Origin of the sequence: Streptomyces sp. NPDC001406 (assembly GCF_042895285.1) — a bacterium.
Taxonomy (GTDB): Bacteria; Actinomycetota; Actinomycetes; order Streptomycetales; family Streptomycetaceae; genus Streptomyces.
This window is the reverse complement of the sequence record NZ_JBIAWG010000019.1, coordinates 109,960-133,487: the sequence shown is the minus strand read 5'-3', so window position 1 is coordinate 133,487 and position 23,528 is coordinate 109,960. Positions and strand designations below refer to the sequence as shown.

Below are 23,528 nucleotides of genomic sequence, written 5' to 3'. Positions count from 1 at the left end.
GTCGGACCCGCGATCAGCAGGTCTTGCTCGCGCTCGCGCCCTTGATGCAGTCGCCGACCTTGTTGGCACCGTCGCTCAGCGCGGCGTTGATGATCGCGGCCACCACGCCGACGATCGCCACGACGACCGCGGAGATGATGACCCACTCCACCGCGGAGGCGCCGCGGTCCAGTTCGCCGGAGCGGGCGCGCTGCATCCGGCCCTGCAGGAAGGTGACCAGGAAGTCCACGGCCGGGATCCCCGTACCGAAGTTCCGTCCGTTCATGATGAGTTGTCCTCTCGAAACGATTCGCAGTTGTGGATGGGGCTCAGACCTGGAACACCCGCATCGCCGCCGGGAAGATCAGGAACACCAGGAAGCCGGCGCACAGCAGCAGTTGGGCCACCAGCATCGACTGCGACTTCTCGCCCGCGCTGCCCTCGATCTCGGACAGCTCGCGGTGGCGCATGGTCTCGGCACGGGAGGCGAGCGACTCGCGGACCTTGGCACCGTCGTCCGCGACGAGGGCCAGGGAGGCCGACAGGTCCTTCAGCTCCTCGACGCCCAGCTCCTCGCCCAGCGCGCCGAGCGCCTGCCACTGGCTGATGCCGGTGATCCGGGCGTCGGCGAGGGCGTTGCGAATGCGCTGGGTCGCCCAGCCGTCGGAGACCTCGGCGGCGGCCATCAGTGCCTCGGGCAGACCGCGGCCGCCCGCCAGGCTCATCGACACCAGGTCCAGGTACGCCCCGATCACCCGCCGCAGGTCACGCCGCTTCTCGGCCGCGTCGCGCCGTACCTCCAGGTCGGGCAGGAAGAAGAAGAGCCCCCCGCACAACAGGGCCAGCCAGACCGGGACGACCGGGCTGGAGCCGAAGCCCAGCGTCCAGACCACGGCGAACAGGAACGGCCCGAAGAACAGTCCCGCCGTGGCCAGCAGCACCTTCGTCGCCAGGAACTTCTCCCAGCTGCGGTCCAGGACCGCCAGGTCCGCGCGCAGCGAGCGCTGCTCCCAGCCCTGCTGGAGGTAGAAGTCGGCGACACGGTCGCCGATTTCGGCCCTGAGCGAGCCGAGGCGTCCCTTGTCCTTCGTCTGCCGTGCGGACTCGTACGCGGCTCCCCTGGCCCGCATCGCGTCGATCCGGGCGACCTGGGCGACCGCGCTGCGCTTCGACGGCATGAGAGCGCGGATGAGGGCATAGACGCCCAGTCCGAGGACCACGCCGACGACGATCGGCATCGTGAGATTCACCGGCGTATCCCTTCCTCCGGGTGGGACGGCTGCGACGACTGGGACGGTTGCGCCGGCTGAGTCGGTTGCAGGGGCTGCTGAACGGGCGTGCGCGGCCGTACGAACTGCACCGCCGACTCGTCCCGCACCAGGAACCGCTCCGGGGTCTCGATGGTCGACAGCTTGCGCAGCCACCAGAAGCCCAGCGCGAACAGGCCGCAGACGACGGCGAGGACGAGCTGGCCGACCGCCGTGCCGTACGGCTTCACGAAGTCGCGGTTGAAGACGGCGAGGCCGAGGACGAACGCGACCGACACGGCGACGACGATCTGCACCGAGCGCCGGGTCGATGCCCGCTGGGCCATCACGCGCTGACGCATGTCGACCTCCTCGCGCGCCGACTTGGCCAGCGCGCCGAGGACCTGGCGCAGACCCGGGCCGCGCAGGCGGGCGTTGAGGATCAGGGCCGCCACGATGATGTCCGCCGACGCGTCGTTGATCTCGTCGGCGAGGTGCTGGAGCGCTTCGGGCAGCGGGGTGCGGGCGCGCAGCCGGTCGACGAGGGCGTCGAGGTGCGGGCGGAGGATGGGGGCGGCGGCGCGGGCGGAGGCCGGGATGGCCTGCTCCAGGCCGACGGCGCCCGCGATGGTGTCGCGCAGGGACTCCGTCCAGGAGGCGAGGGCCTCCACGCGGCGCATGGCGGCCCGTTCCTCGGCGGCGCCGCCGAACAGGCGGTCCCAGAAGAAGACGAGGACACCGGCCGCGATGCCGGCCACCGCCCAGCGGGTGAGCAGCAGCACGGCGAGCCCGATGATGGCGGCGAGCGAGCCGCGCTGACCTGCGAACCGGATCAGCTCGGCAGCCCGTTCGTTGGCCCTCTGCTTCTCGTGCTCGGGCTTGGCGGGCAGTCCGCGTAGGGCGATCATCAGCAGCGCGAGCCCGCCGCCGACGGCTACTCCGCTGCCGATCGAGTACAGGACCTCGGTGGAGAACAGGCCGCCCAGGGAGCCGAGCGAGCCGAGAGCCTCGTGGGCGGGCGCCGAGTACGTCATGCCGGTCACCCCCACGCCCCGTGCGGCTGGTAGCCGTAGGCCATCAGGTCCTCCAGGCAGGCTATGGGCGCGTGCGGTACGACCCGTCCGTCGGGGGCCTCCGCGAACACCTCGCTGGACAGCACGCGTCCGTCGACGCCGTTGACCTCGCGGACGGAGGTCACCATGCGCTGGAGGCGGCCGCCCGTCTGGTAGTTGTTGCGCCGCTGGATGAAGACGACGAAGTTGACCGCGCCCGCGATCAGCATCTGGCTGGCCTCGATGGGCAGCCGCTCGGAGGCCTGCAACGCGTACGTGGAAATACGGTTGAAGACCTCGCTGGAGCTGTTGGCGTGGATCGTGGACAGCGAGCCGTCGTTGCCCTGCGACATCGCGTTGAGCATGGTCACGATCTCGTCGCCCAGAACCTCACCGACGATGACCCGGGACGGGTTCATACGCAGGGAACGGCGGACCAGTTCGGCCATGGCGATGGCGCCCTGGCCCTCGGAGTTGGGCAGCCGTTCCTCGAAGGCGACGACGTTCGGGTGCAGGTCGTGGAAGGTGTCGAGGCCGAGCTCCAGCGCCCGCTCGACGGTGATCAGGCGCTCGTGCGGCGGGATCTCGTTGGCGAGGGCGCGCAGCAGCGTCGTCTTCCCGGCGTTGGTGGCGCCCGCGATCATGATGTTCTTGCGGGCTCGGACCGCGCAGGCCATGAAGTGCGCGACCTCGGGCGTCAGCGTCCCGTTGCCGACGAGGTCGGAGATGAAGACCTTGCCCATGCGCGCGCGACGGATGGACAGCGCGGGCCGCCGGGCCACGTCCATGACGGCCGAGAGCCGGGAGCCGTCGGGCAGCCGCAGGTCGAGCTGGGGGTTGGCGGAGTCGAAGGGACGCGACGACAGACCCGAGTAGGCGCCGAGGACCTGGATGAGCTCGATCAGCTCCTCGTCGGTCTCGGCGACCGGGTCCCCCTTCACCTCCCGCCCGTCGGAGTACCCGACGAAGACCTGGTCGCAGCCGTTGATGTCGATGTTCTCGACGTCGGGGTTGTCCAGCAGGGGCTGGAGCCGGCCCACTCCGAAGAGCGCGGCGTGCACGGCGGCCGCGTACTGCTCCTCGGTCTCCGCGTCGAGAGGGGTACGGCCCGCGTTGATCTCGGTGCGGGCGTACTCCTCCAGGATCTGGGCGATGACCGCGCGGGCGTACTGCCGCTCGTCCTCGGTGGACATCGGCGCGACGCCGCCCACCTGGTCGATGCGGCGCTGCTCGGCGATGCGGTCGCCGGCCTCCTGCCGGAACCGCTTGACCAACTGGTGGTCGACAGCGGTCATCGGCCGGCTCCCGCGTGGCCCTGCTGGGCGGGTACGGCCCAGGCGGCGCCGTACTGCTGGTGGAGGTCCGCGGTGACCTTGCGGGCCGAGCGGATGAGCAGGGACTTGTCGAGACGGCCGCGCTTGCGGCCGGCCAACTGGTCGGCGCCGGTGGGGTCGTCGGCGATGGTGCCGACGACCCGGGCGCCCGTCTGGGCGTGCACCAGCATGTCGTTGACCTGGTTGACGAGCTTGGCGGAGCTGCTCGGGTCGGCGATCAGGACGACGCCGATGAGCGGGGTGGCCAGAGCCGCGGCACCGCGGGGACCGCCGTGCAGCTTGGTGGAGAGGGCTGCGGCACGGTCCCGGACCCGGGCGAGGGCCTCGGGCTCGGTGCGCGAGACGAGCAGCACGAGGGCGGCGTGCGGGAACAGTTCGACAGCCGGGGTGTCCCCGCTGATCCGCCCGCAGTCGGCGATGACGTCGGCGGGCGCGTTCGGGGAGTCGGCGAGGGAGGCGAAGGCATGGCCGAGGGTGGGCCAGAGCCCGGCGAGCCCGGTGGCCTGCTCGGCGATGCCGAGCCCGACGAGCACTTCGAGACCGCCGCTCAACGGCTGTACGTGGTCCCACAACTGATCGGGAACCAGTCCGCGCCGGGCGGTCGCAGCTATGGACAGCATGCCGGTGTTCGGGTTGAGCGGTCCGCCGTGCGCGGCGGCGCTGCGGTAGACCAGGTCGCCGCCCGCCGGGTCGGTCTCGGCGAGCAGGACGCGGCGAGGCCAGACCGCCGCGAGGGCGACGGCCGCGGTGGTGACGCCGGGGGAACCCTTGTCGGCGGCGATTGCGATGAGCGCCATGGGGTGGGTGCCGCCTTCTAGTTGCCGTTGCCGGGAACGTGCACGATGGCCACGGCGCCGGCGGACGCGGCACGCGCGACGGCGGCGGCGTCGGTCTGGTCGACGAGCAGGGTGACCGAGAGGTTGCCGGTGCTCACCGTGGCGTCGCTGTTGTTGGCGACCTTCTCGACCTTGGCGGTGTCGACGATGGCGCCGCCGCCGGAGGTGGTGGAGCCCGCGCCGGAGCCGGTCTTGTCGGAACCGGAGCTGCTGGTGTCGACGTTGTAGACGGCCACGACGTCACCGGACCTGATGTCGGCCGGGTACTGGCCCTCCTTGAGGGCGACACCCACGGCGGCCTTGCCGGCGGGCAGGGAGCTGCCCTCGGCGAACATCTGCCCCATGACAACCGTGTCCGGGTAGATCGTGGACTTGGCCTTGAGGGTCTTGAGGGCGGCCAGCTGGGACCACTTGACGTAGTTGATGCTGTCGTCGGCGGCGACCATCACGGAGGTCACGTTGTCACCGACGGACTCCCCGGCCTCGATCTGCTTCGTCACCTTGACGACCTCGATCCGGTCACCGGCACGCAGCACGAGCGTGGTCGCACCGAGCGCACCGAGCAGGATCAACAGGACGGCCAGGGCGGCAAGTGCCGGTTTACGCTCGCGAGGCGGAGTGGGAAGCCGGTCACCGACCGACGGCTGAGCCGGAGCGGCGGAACGACCGGCGCCCGCCCCCGTACGCTCTTGGATCTTCACGCAACCGCTCCCCGTAACCCAAGACTCTGTCTGTCAAGAACTCTGAAACTCCGTCAACGCTTGTCACCAACGTGAAAGCGGACACTCCACACTAATCACCCCGACTCGGTCGATTACTCGGCAGCGGGGCGAGTGTCAAGCGATCGCACCGTATCAGCCGCACATAAGCCCCTCAAGGCGCGCCCGGACACCTTGACCTCACTGAAATCGTCGTTGCGATCTGCAACGGCGGTGACCCGTACGACGGTTGGGAGTACGGGGACGCGAAGGCAAGCCGAACTGTGCGCGGGCGAATCCAGAGCGCCCTGCTCGCGCACGGCCCGCGCCCGCGACCGTCACCGCGCACCCATGAGGCCTGCACGAATTGCTCACGTCGGGTTGGCCGACACGTGCCGTGATCGTCGCCTGGCGCGGCCCAAGCGGCCGGGGCGTCGACTGCCGAAACTGTCGTTGGCACTGCGGGGGTTACCAGGGGAACGGCCTGAACAGCATCACCCGGCCGGGTGAGGGGTTCGCCACCGTGAATGACCGTGAGGATGCCAGACCGCGATCGAGCCGTCGTACCGACATCACTGGAAACCTCCCGAGGGCGAGAACCTCGTGACGCGCGGCCAGGTGTCCTTCGCGACGGGCACGGCGAGCCGGGTCCAGGGGCGGCACTGGTTCCGGGAGCCGGAACGGCGGTACATCCAGGGAGAGTTGGCGGGGTGGCCGACGGGGCCGTCGTACCACCGACGCTCGTGGTTCGAGGAGGGGATCTACAGGCTGGAATTGTCGGCTGTCTTCAGTGGCCGATGGAAGGGAACCCGTGGGGCACGCCGCGACGGTGAACCAATGGTGACGCCGGCCTGCCCCGGAGCAGTTCAGTCCGCCCGGCCGGACCCAGCAGTCCCCCGCGCACAGGAAGTTCCGCCCAGTGGTCGACCAGTCCCAGGACACCGAGCTCGACCAGTACGGTCCTGTATCGAGCGCGTCCGAGAATGAGACGGTCGTGACGGCAACAGACGCGGCTCAGAGACAGCCGAGGAGGCCGCGCTGCACAACGCGCGGCCTCTTCAGGTGTTCGATTCGCTCTCTTCCGGAGCGTCACCAGTCGGCTGCTCGACGACGAAGGATCCCTTGCCGCGCACGGTGACGATCAGGCCGCGCTCACGCAGTTCCTGTGCGGCACGGCGTGCGGTGAGACGTGCCACGCCGTACTCGTCGGCAAGGTGATTTTCGGATGGGATGGGCCTGTCCGGCGCCAGATCTCCAGATGCGATCTTCCCGGCGATGACGTCGGCCAGTTGGACGTAGAGCGGTCTGGCGCTCATCGGGTCCAGCGGTGTCATCGGTTCTTCCGTATCGCTCATACGTCCAACGTAGAGCGGTAGCGACCTGCACAATCGAGTGGATCCCTCTGTACTTGTATGCAGAGGGCTATATGTCTGTGTAGCGTCGAAGACGACAGACCCCGGCGAGGTGGCTAGACCTCCCGGGGCATGGCCAGCGCTTACAAGGAGCGTCGACATGCACGACCTTATCCCCCGCGCCTTCCACTGGCTGCGCCTCCTCTTCGCCGCCGGCACCGGGAAACGGCGACGCCGTCCTCACCGGCCCCCCTTCCCGCACGACCGCCTCACCCTCGTACGCTGCCCCCTCACCGCCGAACCCCCGCAGCTCCCCGGCCACCGGTCGCCATACGGCCTGGTCACCTTCCTCGACGGCGCCGACTCCGCCCTGGTCCGCCCCTATCTCGCCGCCCGCGAGCGCGAGGCCGCTCTCCAGCAGCGCCGCCGCCTTGCCCTCGTACTCGCCGCCAACTTCGGGATCGACCTCGACCAGCACGTGATCGGCGCGCCGGAGGTGGCCGCGTGATGGAGCAGACAGACAGCCACGCAAGTGGCACCGCGAACAGCTATCCGCACGCCCCGGCCTCCCTCCGCCTCCTCCCCTGGCCCACGCCCGAAGGCAAGCCCAGCTACCTGGTCACGGACCACATCGGCGGGTACCTCTCCCGCCTCGCCGACGACCTTGAGACCGCCCAACTCGCCACCGGCACCGACGTGCTCGACCGCGCCCGCCGGGTGCTGGACGACCCGATGTCGCCGTACACCGAGGTCCGCTACGCCGGCATCCGTCTCGCCGAGTGCCTCACCGACGCCCTACGCGTCGCCGAGTCCCGGGGCATGCGCCTGGTCGTACCGGACGATGCGGAGGACCGCGAAGGCACCCACGGGTAGGCCACGCGGAACGCGGGGAGCGGGCTACGGTCGTAACCACGACGCGTGAAGGAGTGCTCACCGCCGCCCCCGCCTCGCCCTGCGCGTCTACAAGGTCGGCGCGCAGGGCGAGGTGACCGAGGACCGCGGCAACCGCGAGATCCTGGCCGGCGGTCGGGCCGAACCAGCCGTACACATCCGCATGTCCGCCGTGCGCCTGCCTGAGATGCAAGGCCCTGCGATAGCGAAACGGAACTCACGTCTCACAGCGGTCCTGGCGTAGCGCCCCAACGCATCTGAGGTCGTCGTCCGTTCGGGCACGATCAGGACACAGGGCATGCCCCCAAGCACCCCATGCGCCCAGAATTATCACCATTCACGGGCAAGTTCGCTCTGGCGAAACCGAGAACCTCCCCGATACCGTCGGCTCTCTTGAATGGTCTTTTTTCTCACGGGGAGTTCACTGTGAAGCGCCGTACTTTGCCCGTTGCTGCCGCGCTGGCGGCGACGGCAGCACTGCTGCTGACCGCCTGCGGCAGCGGGGACGACAAAGCCAGCGACAACGACAAGATCGCCGGCGCCGACCAGGGCACGAAGACGCCGACGGCTTCGGCATCCGCTGCGGGAGCGCCAGCAGAGGACAAGCCGGACGGCGTGGACGTGTCCCTGCCCAAGGACGTGAACCTGGTCTTCGACTGGGACAAGCCGAAGGACAAGAACCAAGCGGCTGCGATGGAGGACGCGGCGAACTACGTCCGCGCCATCTACAGGGGCGTCGACAAGCGCACGACCAAGGATGCCGCCTTGGCCGCCTACTCCACGGGCGATGGGCTGAAGTACGCGAAGACGCAGATCGACGTCAGGCTCAAAGGCGGCTGGACGGCAACCGGCACCCGGCGCCACTACCAGGCCACCACCCGGTCCGCGTCGAACGGCAACTCGGTGGAGGTCGGGTTCTGCGTGGACTCAAGCAAGTTCTACTCCAAAGAGGTCAAGACCGGAAAGGTCCTGAAGGGCACGCCCAGCATCACGGACTTCGACTACTTCAAGATCATCATGGTCAAGCTCCCCACCGGAGACGATCTGTGGCAGGCGTCCAAGGTGTACGTCGAGGCGAAGGCGGCGAAGTGCCAGTGAACAGGTCACGGCGTACGGCTCTCAGCACCGGCGCGGCTGCCCTGACGCTGGCCCTGGGCGTCCTCGCCCTCGCGGAACCGGCCTACGCGGGAGAGCAGCCGGGCAACACCCAGGGCGCCGACACGGAACAGTCGGGCGGCACCGACAACACCGGCATCTATGCCGCCGCACGCATCCAGTACTCCGGCGCCGTCACCAAGGACGGCAGCACCGGAAACGTGACGTCCTCCGACGTCAACTGGACGCCACCGCCCTGCTGGTACGCCCCGTACCTCGGCGCCAAGGACTTCAAGAAGAAGATGTCCGAGCAGATCGAGAGCGCCAAGAACACGCCCGGTATGGGCGGCACCGCAGGCGCGGCGATCGGCGAGATGCAGCGCCACTACGAGGACGAGTACGGCTGGACCGACACCCCCGGCTACAAGGACTACAACGTCAAGAAGGACGGCGAGGGGATGTTCTGGGCCGCTGTCGAGAATCCCGACGAACCCGACGTACTCAAGCGGGGCTCGTGCAACGACCTCCCCTTCTGGGTCGACAACGGCGAAGCCCCACCATCCCAGTACGAAGAGGCCGTCACCCCAGAGATCCTCGCCGCCCTCGCGTACCAGCGCATGCAACTGCCCGACACCAAGGTGACCCTCGCGCCGGATGCCACCACCAAGGTGAACCTGCCGACTTGGGCCTGGCTCGACAAGGCCGTCTTCGACGAAGTCCAGGCCACGGCGGCCATCAACGTCCCCGGCTTCAACATCCAGGCCACGACCACCGCCAAACCGGTGTCCCTGAAGCTGGATCCGGGCACCGAGGACGCCGAGACCTACCCTGCCTCCGGCGGGTGCGCCATCAACGCCGACGGCTCCATCGGTGAGCCCTACGCCAAGGGCAAGTCCGACGAGACACCGCCGTGCGGCATCAAGTACCTGCGCTCGTCCGGGGATGGCACCTTCAAGATGAAGGCCACCATCACCTGGCAGATCAGCTGGACCGGAAGCGGCGGTGCGCACGGCGATCTGCCCAACGGGACCTTCGGGGCCACGCAGGAGGTCACTGTTCAGGAGATCCAGGCGGTCAACCGGTAACAGGAGGCTCGGGGCAGCGAGCCATCACCGTGGGCGCCTCGGCCAAGCTCCGACGGTGATGGTCTGCTCCGACCCATCGCCGTGTCGGTGTCACACCACCCATCGCAGAGAGCCCGCGATGGCATCGCACAACCGCTCCATGGGACCGGACATTCCGGTGAGCGGCGCCGAGAAGGAGAGCGTCAAGTAGCCGACTCCTCCGGGCATGAGGGCATGGACGTTCAACGTCGTGGCACCAAGGACCCGCACGGCAGCGCCCGATGGAAGATCGATCACCGACACCTGCGTCCGAGCACGGTCTTCAGGCGCGCGCGCTTCGAGCAACGCCGCGTACCTATGCGGATCAGCGGGTGTTTCACCCAGAGGCACCAAGGACACGAGGAGCGAGGCCGGAAGACCGCCGTCCCGCGAGATGGTCAGGAGGAAGAGCTCCATGGCGCCGCGTGCTCGGCCGGCTTCCGCGGTGTTGCGCAGTCTGGACCATACGTTCCGTGTCAGCTCCGCGGAAACGTGCCGCCCCTCCGCCTGCCGGTCCACGAAGGTCTTAAGTCGTGCACGCCAACGGTCTTGGGTGAGGTCAATGCGAAACCACTCCCGCGGAACCAGCAGCCTGTAGTCCCTCGGGACGCCCATCGGTGACGAAAGATCGGCTTCTGGAGACTCCTTCACCCCGGCATCACCAAGGGAGCTCCCATGGCGTCGAAGAAGCGAACACTCTTCACGACGCCGGCGAACATGGCGGAGAAGACGTCCCACCCTTCAACCGTCGGCGTTCCCATCTCCAACAGCAGCATGGTCCCGTTGTTCAGTGGAATCTGGACCTGTATGAAAGACGTCCAGATCGGCTCGTCCTGCCCCGATTGCGTCAGGCTGCCGTCAACACTGGCAGTCCGGTTGCCGACGCATGTCACCGCCGGGCCGCAGGGCAGTTGCACTTCGCCGATCTGTCCGAGCTCCAGGTGCCGCATCGTGGAAGCGATGAATCCTGCCGGATCATTGCCGGCTCGCCCGTCCAGATCCATGAGACTGACATTCACCGTAGCCGTACAACGGGCGCCGTCGACCTCCGTTGTAACGAAGCCAGCGTACTGCACGCCTGCCTCTACGAACTCGTCGTAGTGCGCGGCGCACATGGCAGCCCATTGCAACTGGACTTCCTCATCGGCGCCGGGCAGCGCCCGCCTGGCCAGTTCAGCCAACTGGTCGGCGAGTTCATCCAGGTCGTCTGCCTCGAAGGGCAACTCAAGGAAACCTTCGGGCATGATCCAGCGAACCTCCACGCCGCTGCTTCCCGTGAGGCTCCGCTGGGCTTCATCAACGGTGTCAGCGGTCATCTGTACCTTCGCTTCCAGACGGTTCGAGATCATCCACTTCGGGATGGAATTTCGCAGCGAAAGGATAGGGGCCGTAGTGCGGATAGTGCGCAGGGATGTCGGCTCCTTCCCGTCGAGCGATGCGTGCGATCTCCCGGTACCTTCGCGCCCGGGCCCGCAGGTTCTGCTGGACCGGATCACCCCAGTGAGACATCGCACTTCGCACAAAGAAGAAGAGTTGAGTGCCCACGACAGCCGCGACGACGGCCAGATAGATCGTGCGTGCGACGGCGGTATCCCAGTGCTGAGCCACACCGCCCCAATAGATCGTGGCTCCGAAGCCCACGAGCGCCAGAGGCACTCCATGTGCAAAGCCGGCCTTGAACATGTCCTCCTCGTCGACGTGACGCCGACGCAGCAGCGCAAGAACCGCCCGATCGTCCAGGAAGTCGAACCGAAGCTCCCGCCCAGCCTGCTCCGCCGCGCGCCTCGCCTCGGGCACGGCAGCGATCACAGAACCGCCGATCAACGTGACGACCTCACCACCCCTGCGGCCGATGAACTCCCATTGACCGAAATCGTGATTTTCACTCATGGCATCTGCTCTCCTTGAACAGGCCGCAACGGCCTAAGCCGCCAAGGCCGCATTGAACGTCTTCGGTGAGACGCTCGGGGCGGGGCCGGGCGACGGCGAAGGAGTGGGCGTGGTGGTTTCGGACGGCTCCTGGTACCCGGTCTTCCCGCCGTTCTCACCGCTGAGCATCCTGTGCAGTGCGCTCGCGAGACCGGTCCCCTTGAGCACAGCAGTGATCTTCCTGCCGTCAATGAGATCCTTACGCGCCGTCCTGCTCAGAAGCTTGTTGGTCAGCGAGACGCCCAGCCCGTTCAGGAAGTTGTGCCCAACGCCGTCGACGGCGGCCAATCCCCTGAACGAGCCAAAGGTACTCAGCTTTCCGAATGCCCTGACCTTGGCCAATCCCTTTAGGCCGTTGAGGGCTCTGAACCCCTTCAACGCGCCAAGACCCGGAAGCACACCGAGCGCATCGGCACCCAACTTCAGCCAGTTGACCTTCCCACCGCGCACCGACATGTCGTACGCGTGGCCCGCAAGTGCGGCGGCGCTGGTCAACACGGCGAGGGTCGCAAAAATGGGAACCAGGAACTGAAGCGGCGGAACGAAAGCGCAGATCACCGCTAGCACGGAAAGGACGGCAGAGATGTTCGACATCATATCTGCCCAGTCCGCAAGGAAGTTCATGAAGCCACCCGGATCCCGAATGGCATCATGATGCACGACGTTCCTGATATGACGAGCAGCCTTGTCCCCCGCATCGTCATAAATGTCCCTGGCTTCCGCCACCTCTTTCCGTGCGGCACCGATACGATGCAGGGCCTCAGCGCGTTTCTTGACCCACCGCTCGTACTCGTCCTTCTCGGCCTCGGGGATGTTGTGCGCGGGATACTTGTCGGTGTACTTCTTCACCTCGCGGTCCGCAAGATCATGGTCGCTTTTGGCGTCGTGATAATCACTCAGCGCCTTGTCCGCCTTCCGCTGTGCGCGGCGCATTTCGCTGGCGAACTGCTCCGAACTGCCTTCGCGCACTTCCTCACCGACGGCCTTGGCTGCCTCGTCATAGCGCTCGAAGGACTTCTTCAGCTTGTCGGCCGCACCACCGGCCATGTCGTGGAAGCCCTTCCCCGCCTCGCTGTCCCAACCTTCCACGGACGCAAGTGCCTTGATGACTCGGGATTGCTCATCGATCATGTCGGCCATCTTGCGCAACTTGCGTCCTAGTTCGGCCACTTCCTCGGGGTCTCCCGGCGTCGGGTCGTCGTGCCACAGAGGCGGCCAGTCGGCATCCGTCCTGCTCACTTCTTCCCCCTGCTCTGCGCCTTGGCGTCCCGGATGGCCTTCGCCAGCTCCTGATCGATCTCGTCGTACGACTTCGCTGCGGTCGAAGTGAACTCTGCCAGCTGTTCAAGTTCCTTCATCAGTTTCTTCCGCGTCTTCTTCCACGTGTCCCCGAAGTCCGAGAAGGCATCCTTCAGACCTCCATGACCGACGGCCTGGCCATACTCGTCCGCAGGATTGCCGTGTCGCTCGAACTCGCGGTGGATCTTGGTCAGATCGCGTGAGCATTGCTTGATAGCGGCAAGATCTGCCTTGATATGGTCCCCCATGAGTACTGCCTCTCTGTAGTTGTTCTCCGTGCAGTCCGACGAGCGCAGGTACGGTCGCCGAGTGCGCCACCGCTCGCGGCCCCCGCGCCGGTTACGCTCTGACACACCGATCCTGTTTCCGCATCGGCAAAAGGGAGTCTTGACGTGGCGTCCAGGGGCAAGCAGCGCGAAATAGCCCAACGGCTCGGCGTCCACGCCGAAGCGGGTGAGTGGTGCTCGATCGACAAGATCCCGCAGCCCCCCGCAGACGTCCTGGAGGATGCCGGTACTTCCCGGCTCCGCCCTGGCAGGCTGCGCCCACTGGGCATGGTCGGGGCGGTTCTCGCCGTGCCGTTCATGCCCCTCCTCATGCTGCTGACCCTTCTGTCCAATGTGGAGGACGCAGTCAAGCGGTCCCTTGCCACGAAGGACGAGAAGGAGCGTTTTCGGGTCCAGGACGAGGACGACAAGCGCCGGGACGCCATCATCGCCGAACAAGGACTCGACCGGGTCTTCGATGGAGACTGGCACGGCAACGCCGGCCAGTTCCTGCTCCGTTGGTACAGCCACTCCACTCACCATCAGCGGCTGGTTCTGGCGACGCAGGACGGGATCGTCCTGGCGGCTCCGCCGCAGCGTGTCACCGTGGGACGCGAGAAGCACATGGAGATCGTCGCTCGTCTTCCCGCCACGGAGGCGACCCTCGTCGACCCGTTCTCCGGGGAGTTCGACACAAGAGCGGTGCTGATCCGCTTCCGTGACGGCTCCTGGCTGCGCGTCGAGACGGAAGAACCCCGAAGTGATCTCCACACCTACCTGCTCCGGCAGCCCTTGCCCGACAGCTGACGGCCCCGGCCGAGCGGGCACCTGCCCGGTGCGTTCAGCATCCGCTGCCGCACCGGGCGGGCAATTCACCCCTACTTGCTCTTGGCCGCCTTGGCCAGCTCGTCATCGATCTGCTCGAACTTGTCGGCCGCGTTCGTGAGGTAGTCCCCCATGCCGTCCAGGCCGTCGAGCGTGTCCTTCGTGCCGCGGACGAACTCGTCGAAGTTCTCGTCGAACGCCTTCGACGAACTCTTCGTGACGTAGCCGGACTCGACCAGGTTGGCGATGTACTTGCGGAGGCCGTCGAGCTTCTCGTGGAGCTTTTCCTTCTCCTTCACGACATGCTTGGCTGCGTCACGCATGTCCTGGTATGTGACATCAAGGTCCTTGGCCATGAAGCCGCTCCCTCTTCAAAACGCCGCAGGGCCAACCCCCGTGGCTCCCTGTTCGCGGACGCGACAAGTGGGTCGCATGGTTCCACCGGTGTGATCGTCCGCTCTTGCGGCAGCAGCTTACGGCCGTTGCACGTGTCGTTGCCATCGGGAACCGTTACCGGTCTCCCCGTTGCCCCGTGGCAACAGGGAGCGGATATCGTCGCCTTCACTGTGACCTGCGTGGCGAAAGCGGCCACAGGGGCTTGGGGAGGACAAGCGTGCGCCTGACTCTGACCGTCGTCGACCCGTTCGGCGGGGGCTCCGCCGACGTCGTCCTCGATGCCGATCCCGAGTCCACCGTCGGGGACATCGCCCAGGAACTGGCCCAGCAGGTGGGGCAGAGCGGGGCGCAGGTCATTCCCATCGGGCAGCACGGGCTGGCCCCCGCGGGTGGGGCGCCGCTCGTGTATGTCGACGGGTACGCCGTCGATCCGAGCGCGACCGTGGTCGGGTCGCCGCTGCGGGAAGGGGCCGTGGTCAGCCTCCAGGATCCCGCCGGGTGCCTGCCCGGTGAGCCCACCGGTCTGGTCGAACTGCGCGTCGTCGGAGGGCCCGTGGCCGGGTTCGTGCACCGGCTCGGGGTCGGCCGGTACGACATCGGCAGCGGGCCGGCGTCGTACATCCGGATCGAGGACCCCGAACTCGACGCGCGCGCCCTCACGTTGTCAGTTGCAACGGACGGCACCTGTCGTGTCAGCGTGCACCAGGACAAGGAGGGCGTCACCCTCGACGGCGAGGAGATCGAGAAGGTCGAGAGAGACCAGGCTGGTGAGAAGGGGGGCAAGGACTCCTGGGGCTGGCCCCTCGGCGGTCAGATCGCCCTCGGCAACACCCTGCTGGAGCTGGCCCGTTACAGCCCGCCCAACGCCGCCCTCAAGTGGTCCGAGGACGGGGTCGGGCTCGACTACAACCGGCCGCCCCGGCTTCGCCCGCCGGACCGGCAGACCAAGTTCCGGCTGCCCAGCCCGCCCCGGGAGTACGAAGCACGGCCGCTGCCCTGGCTGATGGCGCTCACGCCCCTGGTGGGGTCCGTGGTGTCCGTGCTCATCTTTCATCGGTGGTACTACCTGATCATGGCGGGGCTCAGTCCCATCATGCTGTTCGCCAACTACTTCATGGACAAGAAGCACGGGCGCAAGTCCCATGCCAAGCAGCTCAAGGAGTACAAGGAGCAGAAGGAGCGGATCGAGAAGGACGCTCAGGACGCCCTGACCACCGAGCGGTTGGACCGGCGTAACGCCGTGCCCGATCCGGCTGCCGTTCTTTCGCTCGGTACCGGGCCTCGTACTCGGCTTTGGGAGCGGCGGCGTACCGATCGCGATCATCTGGTGGTGCGGGTCGGGACCGGGCGGCTGCCCTCCGAGGTCGTGCTCGACGACCCGGAGCAGGACGACCACCGGCGACAGGTGACCTGGAACATCGAGGACGCGCCCGTCTCCCTCTCCCTGCGCTCCCTCGGTGTCATCGGCATGGCGGGGCCCGGTGACTCCGCCCGGGCCCTCGGGCGGTGGGCCGTCGCCCAGACCGCCGCGCTGCACAGTCCCATGGACGTCCAGTTCTATGTGCTGAGCGAGAACAGCGCGCAGGACAGTTGGGACTGGGTGCGCTGGCTGCCGCACGCCCGCCCGGCCGGCGGTCAGGACGTCAACGTTCTCATCGGTACCGACGCCGAGACCGTCGGCGCCCGTATCGGCGAGCTCACGCAGATCCTCGACGCGCGTAAGAAGGCCGCCGAGCAGAACCGGGGTCAGGGGGCCGGTTTCAGCGATCCGGACATCGTCGTCGTATGGGACGGGTCGCGGCGGCTGCGCTCGCTGCCGGGTGTCGTACGGCTGCTGCGCGAGGGGCCGGCCGTCGCGATGTACGCCATCTGCCTCGACGCCGAGGAGCGGTTCCTGCCGGGTGAGTGCCAGGCGTTCGTCGTCGCCGAGCCCAAGGCCCAGGAGTACGACGCCCAGGGCGACGCCGGCCGGCCCGCGGCCCAGCAGCAGGTCGCCGGAGGCTTTCCGTCCTTCCAGGCCTGGCATGCCACCAGTAGTCCGGAGGGCGAACGCGCCGAGCAGACCCAGGAGTTGCGGCTGCGCGTCGAGGAAGCCGGTGCGGAGCGCATCAAGGACGTGCGGCCCGACTTCGTGTCCGCGGCATGGGCGCTGCGGCTCGCCCGGTCACTGTCCGCCCTGCGTGACATCAGCGGGGAGACCGAGGACTCGGCCCTGCCGGGTGCCAGCCGGCTGCTGGACGTGCTGCAGTTGGAGCCGCCGACCAGCGATGCGATCGTCGCGCGCTGGCGGATGGGCGGGCAGTCCACGCTCGCGGTGATCGGTGAGTCGTACGACGGTCCGTTCGGCATCGACATGCGCAAGGACGGGCCGCACGGTCTGATCGCCGGTACGACGGGTTCCGGTAAGTCGGAGCTGCTGCAGACCATCGTCGCGTCGCTGGCCGTGGCCAACACGCCGGAGAACATGACCTTCGTGCTCGTCGACTACAAGGGCGGCTCGGCGTTCAAGGACTGTGTGAAGCTGCCGCACACCGTCGGCATGGTCACCGACCTCGACGCGCACCTCGTCGAACGCGCCCTGGAGTCGCTGGGCGCCGAGCTGAAGCGGCGCGAGCACATCCTGGCCGCCGCCGACGCCAAGGACATCGAGGACTATCAGGATCTCGTGCGCAGGGATCCCTCTCATGCGCCCGTGCCCCGACTGCTCATCGTCATCGACGAGTTCGCGTCCATGGTGCGCGATCTGCCCGACTTCGTGACCGGTCTGGTCAACATCGCCCAGCGGGGTCGTTCGCTGGGCATCCATCTGCTGCTCGCCACCCAGCGGCCCAGCGGTGTCGTCTCCCCCGAGATCCGCGCCAACACCAACCTTCGTATCGCCCTGCGTGTGACCGATGGCGGTGAGTCGAGCGACGTCATCGACTCGCCCGAGGCCGGGCACATCTCCAAGAACACGCCCGGTCGGGCGTATGTGCGCCTCGGTCATGCGTCCCTGGTGCCCTTCCAGTCGGGGCGGGTCGGTGGCCGCAGGCCCGGTGCCGCCGACCCCACCGCCCTCGCCCCCTGGGTGGGCGAGCTGGCCTGGGCGGACCTGGGCCGGGCCGCGCTGGTCAAGCCGAAGGCCCAGGCGCGGGAGGACGAGGAGATCACCGATCTGAAGGTGCTCGTCGACGCCGTCCGCGACGCCAACGGGAGCCTCGGCATCCCGGCCCAGCACAGCCCGTGGCTGCCCGCCCTCGCCGAGACGCTGCTGCTGGACGAGATCGAGGTCCCGGTCGCGTCCCTCGCCCCGGGCAAGCTGCCGCCCGCGCCGTACGGTGTGGAGGACCTGCCGGCCGACCAGGCGCGCCGCCCGGTCGTCGTCGACTTCGCGACCTTCGGGCATCTGATGATCGGCGGTGCGCCGCGCAGCGGCCGCTCCCAGGTGCTGCGGACCATCGCGGGCTCCCTCGCCCGCACCCACTCCTGCGCCGACGTCCACCTCTACGGCATCGACTGCGGCAACGGCGCCCTGAACGCGCTGACCCGGCTGCCGCACTGCGGCGCGGTCGTGGGCCGTAACCAGACCGAGCGGGTGATCCGCCTGGTCAACCGGCTCAAGGGCGAACTCGGCCGCCGTCAGGACCTGTTGGCGGAGAAGGGCTACGCCGACATCGGCGAGCAGCGGGCCGCGGCCCCCGAGGACGAGCGGCTGCCGCACATCGTCGTGCTCCTCGACCGCTGGGAGGGCTGGGTGCCCACCCTCGGCGAGATCGACCACGGCTCGCTGACGGACGAGCTGACGACGATGATGCGGGAGGGCGCGAGCGTCGGCATCCATCTGGTGCTGACCGGCGACCGCACACTGCTCGTCGGCCGTGTCGCCACGCTCACCGAGGACAAGTACGGTCTGCGCCTCGCCGACCGCAGCGACTTCTCCACGCTCGGCATCCCGGCCCGCAAGGTGCCGGAGGAGATCCCGCCGGGCCGTGCCTTCCGCAACGAGTCCGGTACGGAGACCCAGTTCGCGCTGCTCGCCGAGGACACCACGGGTCAGGGCCAGGCGGCGGCGATCGGCGTGATCGGTGAGGCCGCCACGGCCCGGGACGCGTCCGTGCCGCGCTCCCGGCGTCCCTTCCGGGTGGACAGCCTGCCCAGCCGGATCTCGTTCGCCGACGCCTGGGAGATGCGCGACCCGGAGGCCTCCCGCTCCCGGCTGTGGGCGCTGGCCGGCATCGGCGGCGACGAGATCGTCGGCTTCGGGCCGGACCTGGCCGACGGCGTGCCGACGTTCGTCATCGCGGGCCCGGCGAAGTCCGGCCGCTCGACGGTTCTGATGAACTTCGCCCAGTCCTATCTCTCGCAGGGCATACGGCTGGTCGTCGCGGCCCCGCGCCAGTCTCCGTTGCGCGGGCTCGACGGCACGGAAGGCGTGCTGAAGGTCTTCACCGGCGACGACATCGACGAGGACGACTTCGAGGAGGTCATCGACTCGGCGTCGTTGGAGGAGCCTATCGCCGTCCTCGTCGACGACGGCGAGATCCTCGAGGACCTGGACGCCGAGTCCCATATGAAGCGGATCGTCTCGCGCGGCGCCGAACGCGGCCTCGCCCTCGTCATCGCCGGTGACGAGGAGGACGTGTGCAGCGGTTTCTCCGGCTGGCAGGTCGACGCCAAGAAGGCCCGCCGCGGCATCCTGCTCTCCCCGCAGGAGTCGTCGAGCGGGGACCTGATCGGCGTACGGCTGTCCCGGAGCATGGTCGGCGGCCAGGTGGTGCCGGGGAAGGGCATGCTGCACCTGGGCGACGGTGAGCTGCGGACGGTGGTGATTCCGGGGTGAGCGGGGGGTCGGCGAGGCCGGGGCGGGCGAAGGCGGGGCCTGCCTCCCTCCACTACCGGCGGGCACAGGGCCGTACGACCGCCGCGCCCGCCCGCGAGCCCCGGCGGCGCCGCTTCGGTCGCAACAAGGTGATGCTCAACGCGGGTGGGTGTCTGCTCGTCGTGGCGATCGTCGGCCTCGTGGCGCTGACGCACTTCTGGGGGCCCCGCATCTGGACCGGGCTCGCCCCCGCCTGGCCCGGCGGCGGATACGGATTCGCCGTCACCGCGGGAGTTCTGGCGCCGTGGACCGCGGCCGCAGCGATCCTGCCCCTGGTCCGCATCGACTGGGACCAACCCGGCCGACGGTGGATGGTCTGGTTCGCCCGGTCGGTGCCCGGTACGGTGGCGGCAGCCGCCGTCCTCGTAGTGCTCATGGGGGCCAACCGCCCCAAACCCGGTCACCGCGGAGGCTCCTGCTACCGCGTGGGCGGGCCCTGCTGGGTCCACCAGCAGTACCCGCACATCGGGCTCGTCGTCCTCGGCGCCGTCGCCGTCTCTGGCGCGCTGCTGATCCTCTTGCTCAGCGGCTCCGTCAGACGCCGCAGGCAACAGTCGCAGTCGGCTACTTGACCTTGGACATCCGCGAAACCGGATTCCCCTCCGCCGAACTGTCCGACGTGTACTTGAGATCGTCCCCGACCGGCGTCAACTCGACCGAGTGGGGAGCGGGGTTGCAGCCCTCGTGGTTGCCCTTGGCCCCTACCGACGTCGCGACGAGCTGCGTCTTCGTCACCTTCTTCAGGGTGAGGACGTCGGTGCAGACGCCGCCCAGCTGGTCGGTCTGGGTCATACGGCCCAACTCCTGGCCGACGCCCGCCCGGTGGACCGTGAGCCGGAAGGTGCCGATGGGGAGATTGCCGTCGAGGGCGGTGCCCTGGCCCTCCCAGGTACCGAGGTAGCGGTCAGGGACGGCGGTCGGCGTGCTCGCGGCGTCGCTGGAGGCGGTGCTCGGTGCCCGGGAGTACTCCTGGCCGCTGCCGGCGCCCGAGTCTTCCTCGCCGCCGAGCATCGGGCGGATCACGAAGCCCAGCCCCACGGTCACCGCGGCCAGCGCCCCGGCGACGGCGAGCGCCACCGTGCAGCTCACCCGGCGCCCACGGCCTCCCTCGCCCGGAGTGGAGACGGCCGCCACGGAGACGGAGACCTTGCCCGGCCGCTGTTCGGCAGGCACCGCGTCCCGCGGCTCCGGTACGACGGTCGGGGCACCCGGTACGGCGTTCTGGTCCCCCGGCGCGAAAGTCGGCGGCCCCGGCGCGACGGCCGAGGACGCCCGCACCGACATGTCCGGCGCCGGTCCGAACTCCCCCGCCGCGGCCGATACGGCTGCCCCCGAATTCCCGCCCACCGACGGACTGCTGAAGCCCACCGGCCCGGACGGCACCGCCTCCGCGGTCTCCAGATTGAGCAGTTGTACGGCGCTCCGGCTGACCTGCTCGACCAGCGCTCCCGGCAGCCACCCGCCCGCGACGAGCCGCGCGGCCCCGTCGGGAGCGAGGCGTCGGCCGACCTCCCCGGGGGTCGGCCGCGCGCCCGGGTCCTTGGTCAGGCAGGCCTCGGCCACCTCCCGCAGCTCACCGCCGAGCGAGCCGAGTTCGGGCTGTTCGTGGACGACCTTGTAGAGCAGGGCGGCCGAGGAGTCCCCGGGGAAGGGCGGCTCCCCGGTCGCCGCGTAGGCCAGGACCGCGCCGAGGGAGAAGACGTCCGCCGCGCCGGTGACCCCCTTGCCCAGGATCTGTTCGGGCGACATGTAGCCGGGCGAGCCGATCGACACGCCGGACGAGGTCAGCGACGCCGTGCCGTCCGTGGCCCGGGCGATGCCGAAGTCGATGAGCAGCGGTCCGTCCAGGGTCAGCAGGACGTTGGACGGCTTCACGTCCCGGTGCACCAGGCCCAGTTCGTGCACCGCCGCCAGCGCCTCGGCGAGGCCCGCGCCCAGCACCCGTACGGAGTGCGCGGGCAGCGGTCCGCCGTCGGTCACGGCCGCCGCGAGGGACGGGCCGGCCGCGTAGCCGGTGGCGACCCACGGCACGGCGGCCTCCGGGTCCGCGTCCAGGACCGGCGCGGTCCAGGCGCCGCCGACCCGGCGCGCGGCCTCGACCTCGCGCCGGAAGCGGGCGCGGAACTCCTCGTCGAGCGCGAAGTGCGGATGCACGATCTTCACGGCGACCGTACGGCCGCCCGTGCTCCGCCCCAGGTACACGCGCCCCATTCCGCCGGCACCGAGCCGGCCGAGGAGCCGGTAGGGTCCGACGACGGTCGGTTCGTCGGCTCCGAGCGGCTGCATGGCGTCCCCCTCCCCCTGGGTGCTGTCGTCGTACGACAGGATCTGCGCCTGGCTGCCCAGCAGCGTAGTGATTAGGGCTGGAGCAGATCCACCTTCACATCCGCCGGGAAGCCCGTGGTCGGGCCCACCCGGCGGGCGAACTCCGCGACCGCCGCCAGCTGGGGCTCGCCGAAGCGGAAGTCGAGGGTGGTGAAGTACTGCTCCAGGACCCGCTCGTCGAAGGCCTCCCAGCGGGCCGCCTGCTCGGCGACCTTGCCGACCTCCTCCAGGGAGAGGTTGCGGGAGGACAGGAACGCCTCGTGCACCTGACGGGTGATCAGCGGCTCGCGCTCCAGGTAGTCCCGGCGGGCCGCCCACACCGCGAAGACGAACGGCAGGCCCGTCCACTCCTTCCACAGCGCGCCCAGGTCGTGCACGGCGAGGCCGTAGCGCGGCCCGTCGAGGAGGTTGGCCCGCAGCGCCGCGTCGCCGATGAGCACCGCCGCGTCCGCCTCCTGCATCATCAGGCTGAGGTCGGGCGGGCAGGTGTAGTAGTCGGGCCGTACGCCGTAGCGCTCGGCGAGTAGCAGCTGGGCGAGGCGGACGGAGGTGCGGGAGGTGGAGCCGAGGGCGACCCGGGCGCCGTCCAGTTGCTCCAGGGGGACCTGCGAGACGATCACGCAGGACATCACCGGGCCGTCGCAGCCGACCGCGATGTCGGGGAAGGCGACCAGGTCGTCGGCGTTGCGCAGGAACTCGACGAGGGTGATCGGCCCGATGTCGAGGTCCCCCCGCACCAGCTGCTCGCTGAGCTTCTCCGGTGTGTCCTTGGTCAGCTCGAAGTCGAGGAGGGTGCCGGTTCTCGCGAGCCCCCAGTACAGGGGCAGGCAGTTCAGGAACTGGATGTGACCGACGCGCGGCCGGGTGCGAGAATTGTCCACATCGCGAGACTAGACCCCATGAGGTACGGTGCTGTCTCCGACCCCACGGTCAACCCGGCTCACCGGATCTTCAAACATCCGGGTGACGTGATCTTGACCTCTATTGCTTTCGGCTGCCTGCATGCTAGGCTCGCCGCAAGTTGCAGTTTGGTTTCCCTTGCAGTACAGAGCCTGCGGAGCATGTGACCGCGGGCTCTCGTCGTTTTCAGACATATGCAGTTGTGCGGCGTTGTTTCACACTTGCAGGTTCTGGAGCAGGGCAAACCCTTTGTGAGCCCAAGGAGGGCTTATGGCTACCGGAACCGTTAAGTGGTTCAACGCCGAAAAGGGCTTTGGCTTCATCGCCCAGGAGGGCGGCGGCCCCGACGTCTTCGTTCACTACTCCGCGATCAACGCCACCGGCTTCCGCTCCCTCGAGGAGAACCAGCAGGTGAGCTTTGACGTGACGCAGGGCCCGAAGGGTCCGCAGGCGGAGAACGTCACCCCCGTCTGATCACTGCCTGACCGCAGAACCTGAGAGCAGTACCCAAGGAGCCCCGCGCCGCAAGGCGACGGGGCTCCTGCCTTTTCCGTTCATTTCCGGTTCACATGTGCTGCATGATCAGTACGAACTTCGTTCCGGCCGTGAGTGCCTCGTACGCGTGGGGCACGTCGCCGCGGTACGACATGTAGTCCCCGGGTCCCAGTTCGACCGCCTCCCCGAGGGGTCCTGCCTTCACCCTTCCCTCGCTGACCACGATGTGCTCCGTGGTCCCGGGAATGTGCGGTTCGGAATCCCGTACGGTCCCGGGTTCGAGCCAGACGTAATAGATATCCCTGCGCGCGCCCGGCGGGCTCGCGGACAGCAGCGTGGCCCGATAGCCGGCCTGCTCGGAATGCACCGTGGGTCCGGCACCGGCCCGGATCACCTGGACGGCGGGCGCGGGCGGCTCGACGAGTGCGCTGAAGGGCACCCCGAGGGCCACCGCCAGCGCCCAGATGGTCTCCATGCTCGGATTCCCGCTCGCCGCCTCCAGCTGGGACAGCGTGGACTTCGCGATCCCGGCGCGCTTGGCCAGCTCGGACAGGGACAGCCCGGTGCGGGTGCGCTCGCGCTTGAGGGACGCGGCGATCCACTCCATCGGGAGCCGGGCGGGGGGCTCGGACATGTCGTTCGCTCCAT

24 protein-coding genes are annotated in these 23,528 nt (G+C 68.6%); 8 read left to right on the top strand and 16 right to left on the bottom strand.

The features are described from left to right. Positions 1-13: 13 nt before the first annotated feature. From ACFY1J_RS37375 to ACFY1J_RS37345, 7 genes are all read right to left on the bottom strand, one after another. Positions 14-265, bottom strand: coding sequence for a hypothetical protein (locus ACFY1J_RS37375; protein ID WP_363299817.1), 252 nt, complete (start codon positions 263-265; stop codon positions 14-16). A 43-nt stretch (positions 266-308) separates the two neighbouring features. Next, positions 309-1,229, bottom strand: a complete 921-nt coding sequence (locus tag ACFY1J_RS37370) for a type II secretion system F family protein (RefSeq protein ID WP_390711541.1) — start codon at positions 1,227-1,229, stop codon at positions 309-311. Continuing rightward, entirely contained in the window at positions 1,226-2,260 is a 1,035-nt protein-coding gene (locus tag ACFY1J_RS37365; protein ID WP_390732766.1) for a type II secretion system F family protein, read from the bottom strand. The genes ACFY1J_RS37370 and ACFY1J_RS37365 overlap by 4 nt, the downstream gene beginning before the upstream one ends. Before the next feature lie 5 nt (positions 2,261-2,265). Next, positions 2,266-3,573 (bottom strand): CpaF family protein, encoded by a 1,308-nt coding sequence (locus tag ACFY1J_RS37360; protein WP_390732765.1) that lies wholly within the window; start codon positions 3,571-3,573, stop codon positions 2,266-2,268. Continuing rightward, complete coding sequence (locus ACFY1J_RS37355) at positions 3,570-4,409, bottom strand: hypothetical protein (RefSeq protein ID WP_390711539.1); 840 nt, start codon at positions 4,407-4,409, stop codon at positions 3,570-3,572. Before ACFY1J_RS37355 ends, ACFY1J_RS37360 begins: the two co-directional genes overlap by 4 nt. Positions 4,410-4,426: 17 nt before the next feature. Then, positions 4,427-5,149, bottom strand: a complete 723-nt coding sequence (locus tag ACFY1J_RS37350; protein WP_390732764.1) for a hypothetical protein — start codon at positions 5,147-5,149, stop codon at positions 4,427-4,429. 1,055 nt (positions 5,150-6,204) lie between these two features. Continuing rightward, entirely contained in the window at positions 6,205-6,501 is a 297-nt protein-coding gene (locus tag ACFY1J_RS37345; protein ID WP_390732763.1) for a GntR family transcriptional regulator, read from the bottom strand. A 157-nt stretch (positions 6,502-6,658) separates the two neighbouring features. Here ACFY1J_RS37345 and ACFY1J_RS37340 point away from each other — a divergent pair, with 157 nt between their 5' ends. The 4 genes from ACFY1J_RS37340 to ACFY1J_RS37325 all read left to right on the top strand — a co-directional run bounded on the left by ACFY1J_RS37340 (position 6,659) and on the right by ACFY1J_RS37325 (position 9,569). Continuing rightward, positions 6,659-7,006: a hypothetical protein gene (locus tag ACFY1J_RS37340; RefSeq protein WP_390732762.1), complete on the top strand. Its 348-nt coding sequence runs from the start codon at positions 6,659-6,661 to the stop codon at positions 7,004-7,006. After that, positions 7,006-7,371: a hypothetical protein gene (locus tag ACFY1J_RS37335; protein ID WP_390732761.1), complete on the top strand. Its 366-nt coding sequence runs from the start codon at positions 7,006-7,008 to the stop codon at positions 7,369-7,371. The genes ACFY1J_RS37340 and ACFY1J_RS37335 overlap by 1 nt, the downstream gene beginning before the upstream one ends. A 444-nt stretch (positions 7,372-7,815) precedes the next feature. Further along, positions 7,816-8,487 (top strand): hypothetical protein, encoded by a 672-nt coding sequence (locus tag ACFY1J_RS37330; protein WP_390732760.1) that lies wholly within the window; start codon positions 7,816-7,818, stop codon positions 8,485-8,487. Next, complete coding sequence (locus tag ACFY1J_RS37325; RefSeq protein ID WP_390732759.1) at positions 8,484-9,569, top strand: hypothetical protein; 1,086 nt, start codon at positions 8,484-8,486, stop codon at positions 9,567-9,569. The genes ACFY1J_RS37330 and ACFY1J_RS37325 overlap by 4 nt, the downstream gene beginning before the upstream one ends. 90 nt (positions 9,570-9,659) lie before the next feature. Here the strand turns inward: ACFY1J_RS37325 and ACFY1J_RS37320 are convergent, their stop codons facing one another. The 5 genes from ACFY1J_RS37320 to ACFY1J_RS37300 form a co-directional block, all read right to left on the bottom strand. After that, complete coding sequence (locus ACFY1J_RS37320) at positions 9,660-10,004, bottom strand: hypothetical protein (RefSeq protein WP_390732758.1); 345 nt, start codon at positions 10,002-10,004, stop codon at positions 9,660-9,662. Between the two features lie 230 nt (positions 10,005-10,234). Further along, a complete protein-coding gene (locus ACFY1J_RS37315) occupies positions 10,235-10,936 on the bottom strand; it encodes a hypothetical protein (protein WP_390732757.1) in 702 nt (233 codons plus the stop codon). Further along, positions 10,893-11,477 (bottom strand): hypothetical protein, encoded by a 585-nt coding sequence (locus ACFY1J_RS37310; protein ID WP_390732756.1) that lies wholly within the window; start codon positions 11,475-11,477, stop codon positions 10,893-10,895. Before ACFY1J_RS37310 ends, ACFY1J_RS37315 begins: the two co-directional genes overlap by 44 nt. Before the next feature lie 33 nt (positions 11,478-11,510). Further along, positions 11,511-12,755 (bottom strand): putative T7SS-secreted protein, encoded by a 1,245-nt coding sequence (locus ACFY1J_RS37305; protein ID WP_390732755.1) that lies wholly within the window; start codon positions 12,753-12,755, stop codon positions 11,511-11,513. Then, positions 12,752-13,063, bottom strand: coding sequence for a WXG100 family type VII secretion target (locus tag ACFY1J_RS37300; protein WP_390732754.1), 312 nt, complete (start codon positions 13,061-13,063; stop codon positions 12,752-12,754). Before ACFY1J_RS37300 ends, ACFY1J_RS37305 begins: the two co-directional genes overlap by 4 nt. A 144-nt stretch (positions 13,064-13,207) precedes the next feature. On the opposite strand from ACFY1J_RS37300, the gene ACFY1J_RS37295 reads away from it, so the two are divergent. Then, on the top strand, positions 13,208-13,888 hold the full coding sequence (locus ACFY1J_RS37295; RefSeq protein WP_390732753.1) for a hypothetical protein: 681 nt from the start codon (positions 13,208-13,210) through the stop codon (positions 13,886-13,888). A 71-nt stretch (positions 13,889-13,959) separates the two neighbouring features. Here the strand turns inward: ACFY1J_RS37295 and ACFY1J_RS37290 are convergent, their stop codons facing one another. Next, positions 13,960-14,262: a WXG100 family type VII secretion target gene (locus ACFY1J_RS37290; protein WP_235459416.1), complete on the bottom strand. Its 303-nt coding sequence runs from the start codon at positions 14,260-14,262 to the stop codon at positions 13,960-13,962. A 257-nt stretch (positions 14,263-14,519) separates the two neighbouring features. Between ACFY1J_RS37290 and ACFY1J_RS37285 the strand changes: the two genes are divergently transcribed. Both ACFY1J_RS37285 and ACFY1J_RS37280 read left to right on the top strand, forming a co-directional pair. Continuing rightward, positions 14,520-19,121: an FtsK/SpoIIIE domain-containing protein gene (locus ACFY1J_RS37285; RefSeq protein WP_390732752.1), complete on the top strand. Its 4,602-nt coding sequence runs from the start codon at positions 14,520-14,522 to the stop codon at positions 19,119-19,121. Beyond that, a complete protein-coding gene (locus tag ACFY1J_RS37280; RefSeq protein ID WP_390732751.1) occupies positions 19,118-19,732 on the top strand; it encodes a hypothetical protein in 615 nt (204 codons plus the stop codon). Before ACFY1J_RS37285 ends, ACFY1J_RS37280 begins: the two co-directional genes overlap by 4 nt. Here the strand turns inward: ACFY1J_RS37280 and ACFY1J_RS37275 are convergent. Both ACFY1J_RS37275 and ACFY1J_RS37270 read right to left on the bottom strand, forming a co-directional pair. After that, the gene (locus ACFY1J_RS37275) at positions 19,725-21,446 is read right to left on the bottom strand and encodes a serine/threonine-protein kinase (protein ID WP_390732750.1); all 1,722 of its coding nucleotides are present in this window, start codon (positions 21,444-21,446) and stop codon (positions 19,725-19,727) included. The two genes, ACFY1J_RS37280 and ACFY1J_RS37275, sit on opposite strands and share 8 nt — an antisense overlap. A 71-nt stretch (positions 21,447-21,517) precedes the next feature. Beyond that, the gene (locus ACFY1J_RS37270; RefSeq protein WP_390711520.1) at positions 21,518-22,366 is read right to left on the bottom strand and encodes a menaquinone biosynthetic enzyme MqnA/MqnD family protein; all 849 of its coding nucleotides are present in this window, start codon (positions 22,364-22,366) and stop codon (positions 21,518-21,520) included. 289 nt (positions 22,367-22,655) lie between these two features. Here ACFY1J_RS37270 and ACFY1J_RS37265 point away from each other — a divergent pair, with 289 nt between their 5' ends. Further along, positions 22,656-22,859: a cold-shock protein gene (locus tag ACFY1J_RS37265; protein ID WP_004984723.1), complete on the top strand. Its 204-nt coding sequence runs from the start codon at positions 22,656-22,658 to the stop codon at positions 22,857-22,859. A 91-nt stretch (positions 22,860-22,950) separates the two neighbouring features. Here ACFY1J_RS37265 and ACFY1J_RS37260 read toward each other — a convergent pair whose 3' ends face one another. After that, entirely contained in the window at positions 22,951-23,514 is a 564-nt protein-coding gene (locus ACFY1J_RS37260) for a helix-turn-helix domain-containing protein (protein WP_390711519.1), read from the bottom strand. Between the last annotated feature and the right edge of the window lie 14 nt (positions 23,515-23,528).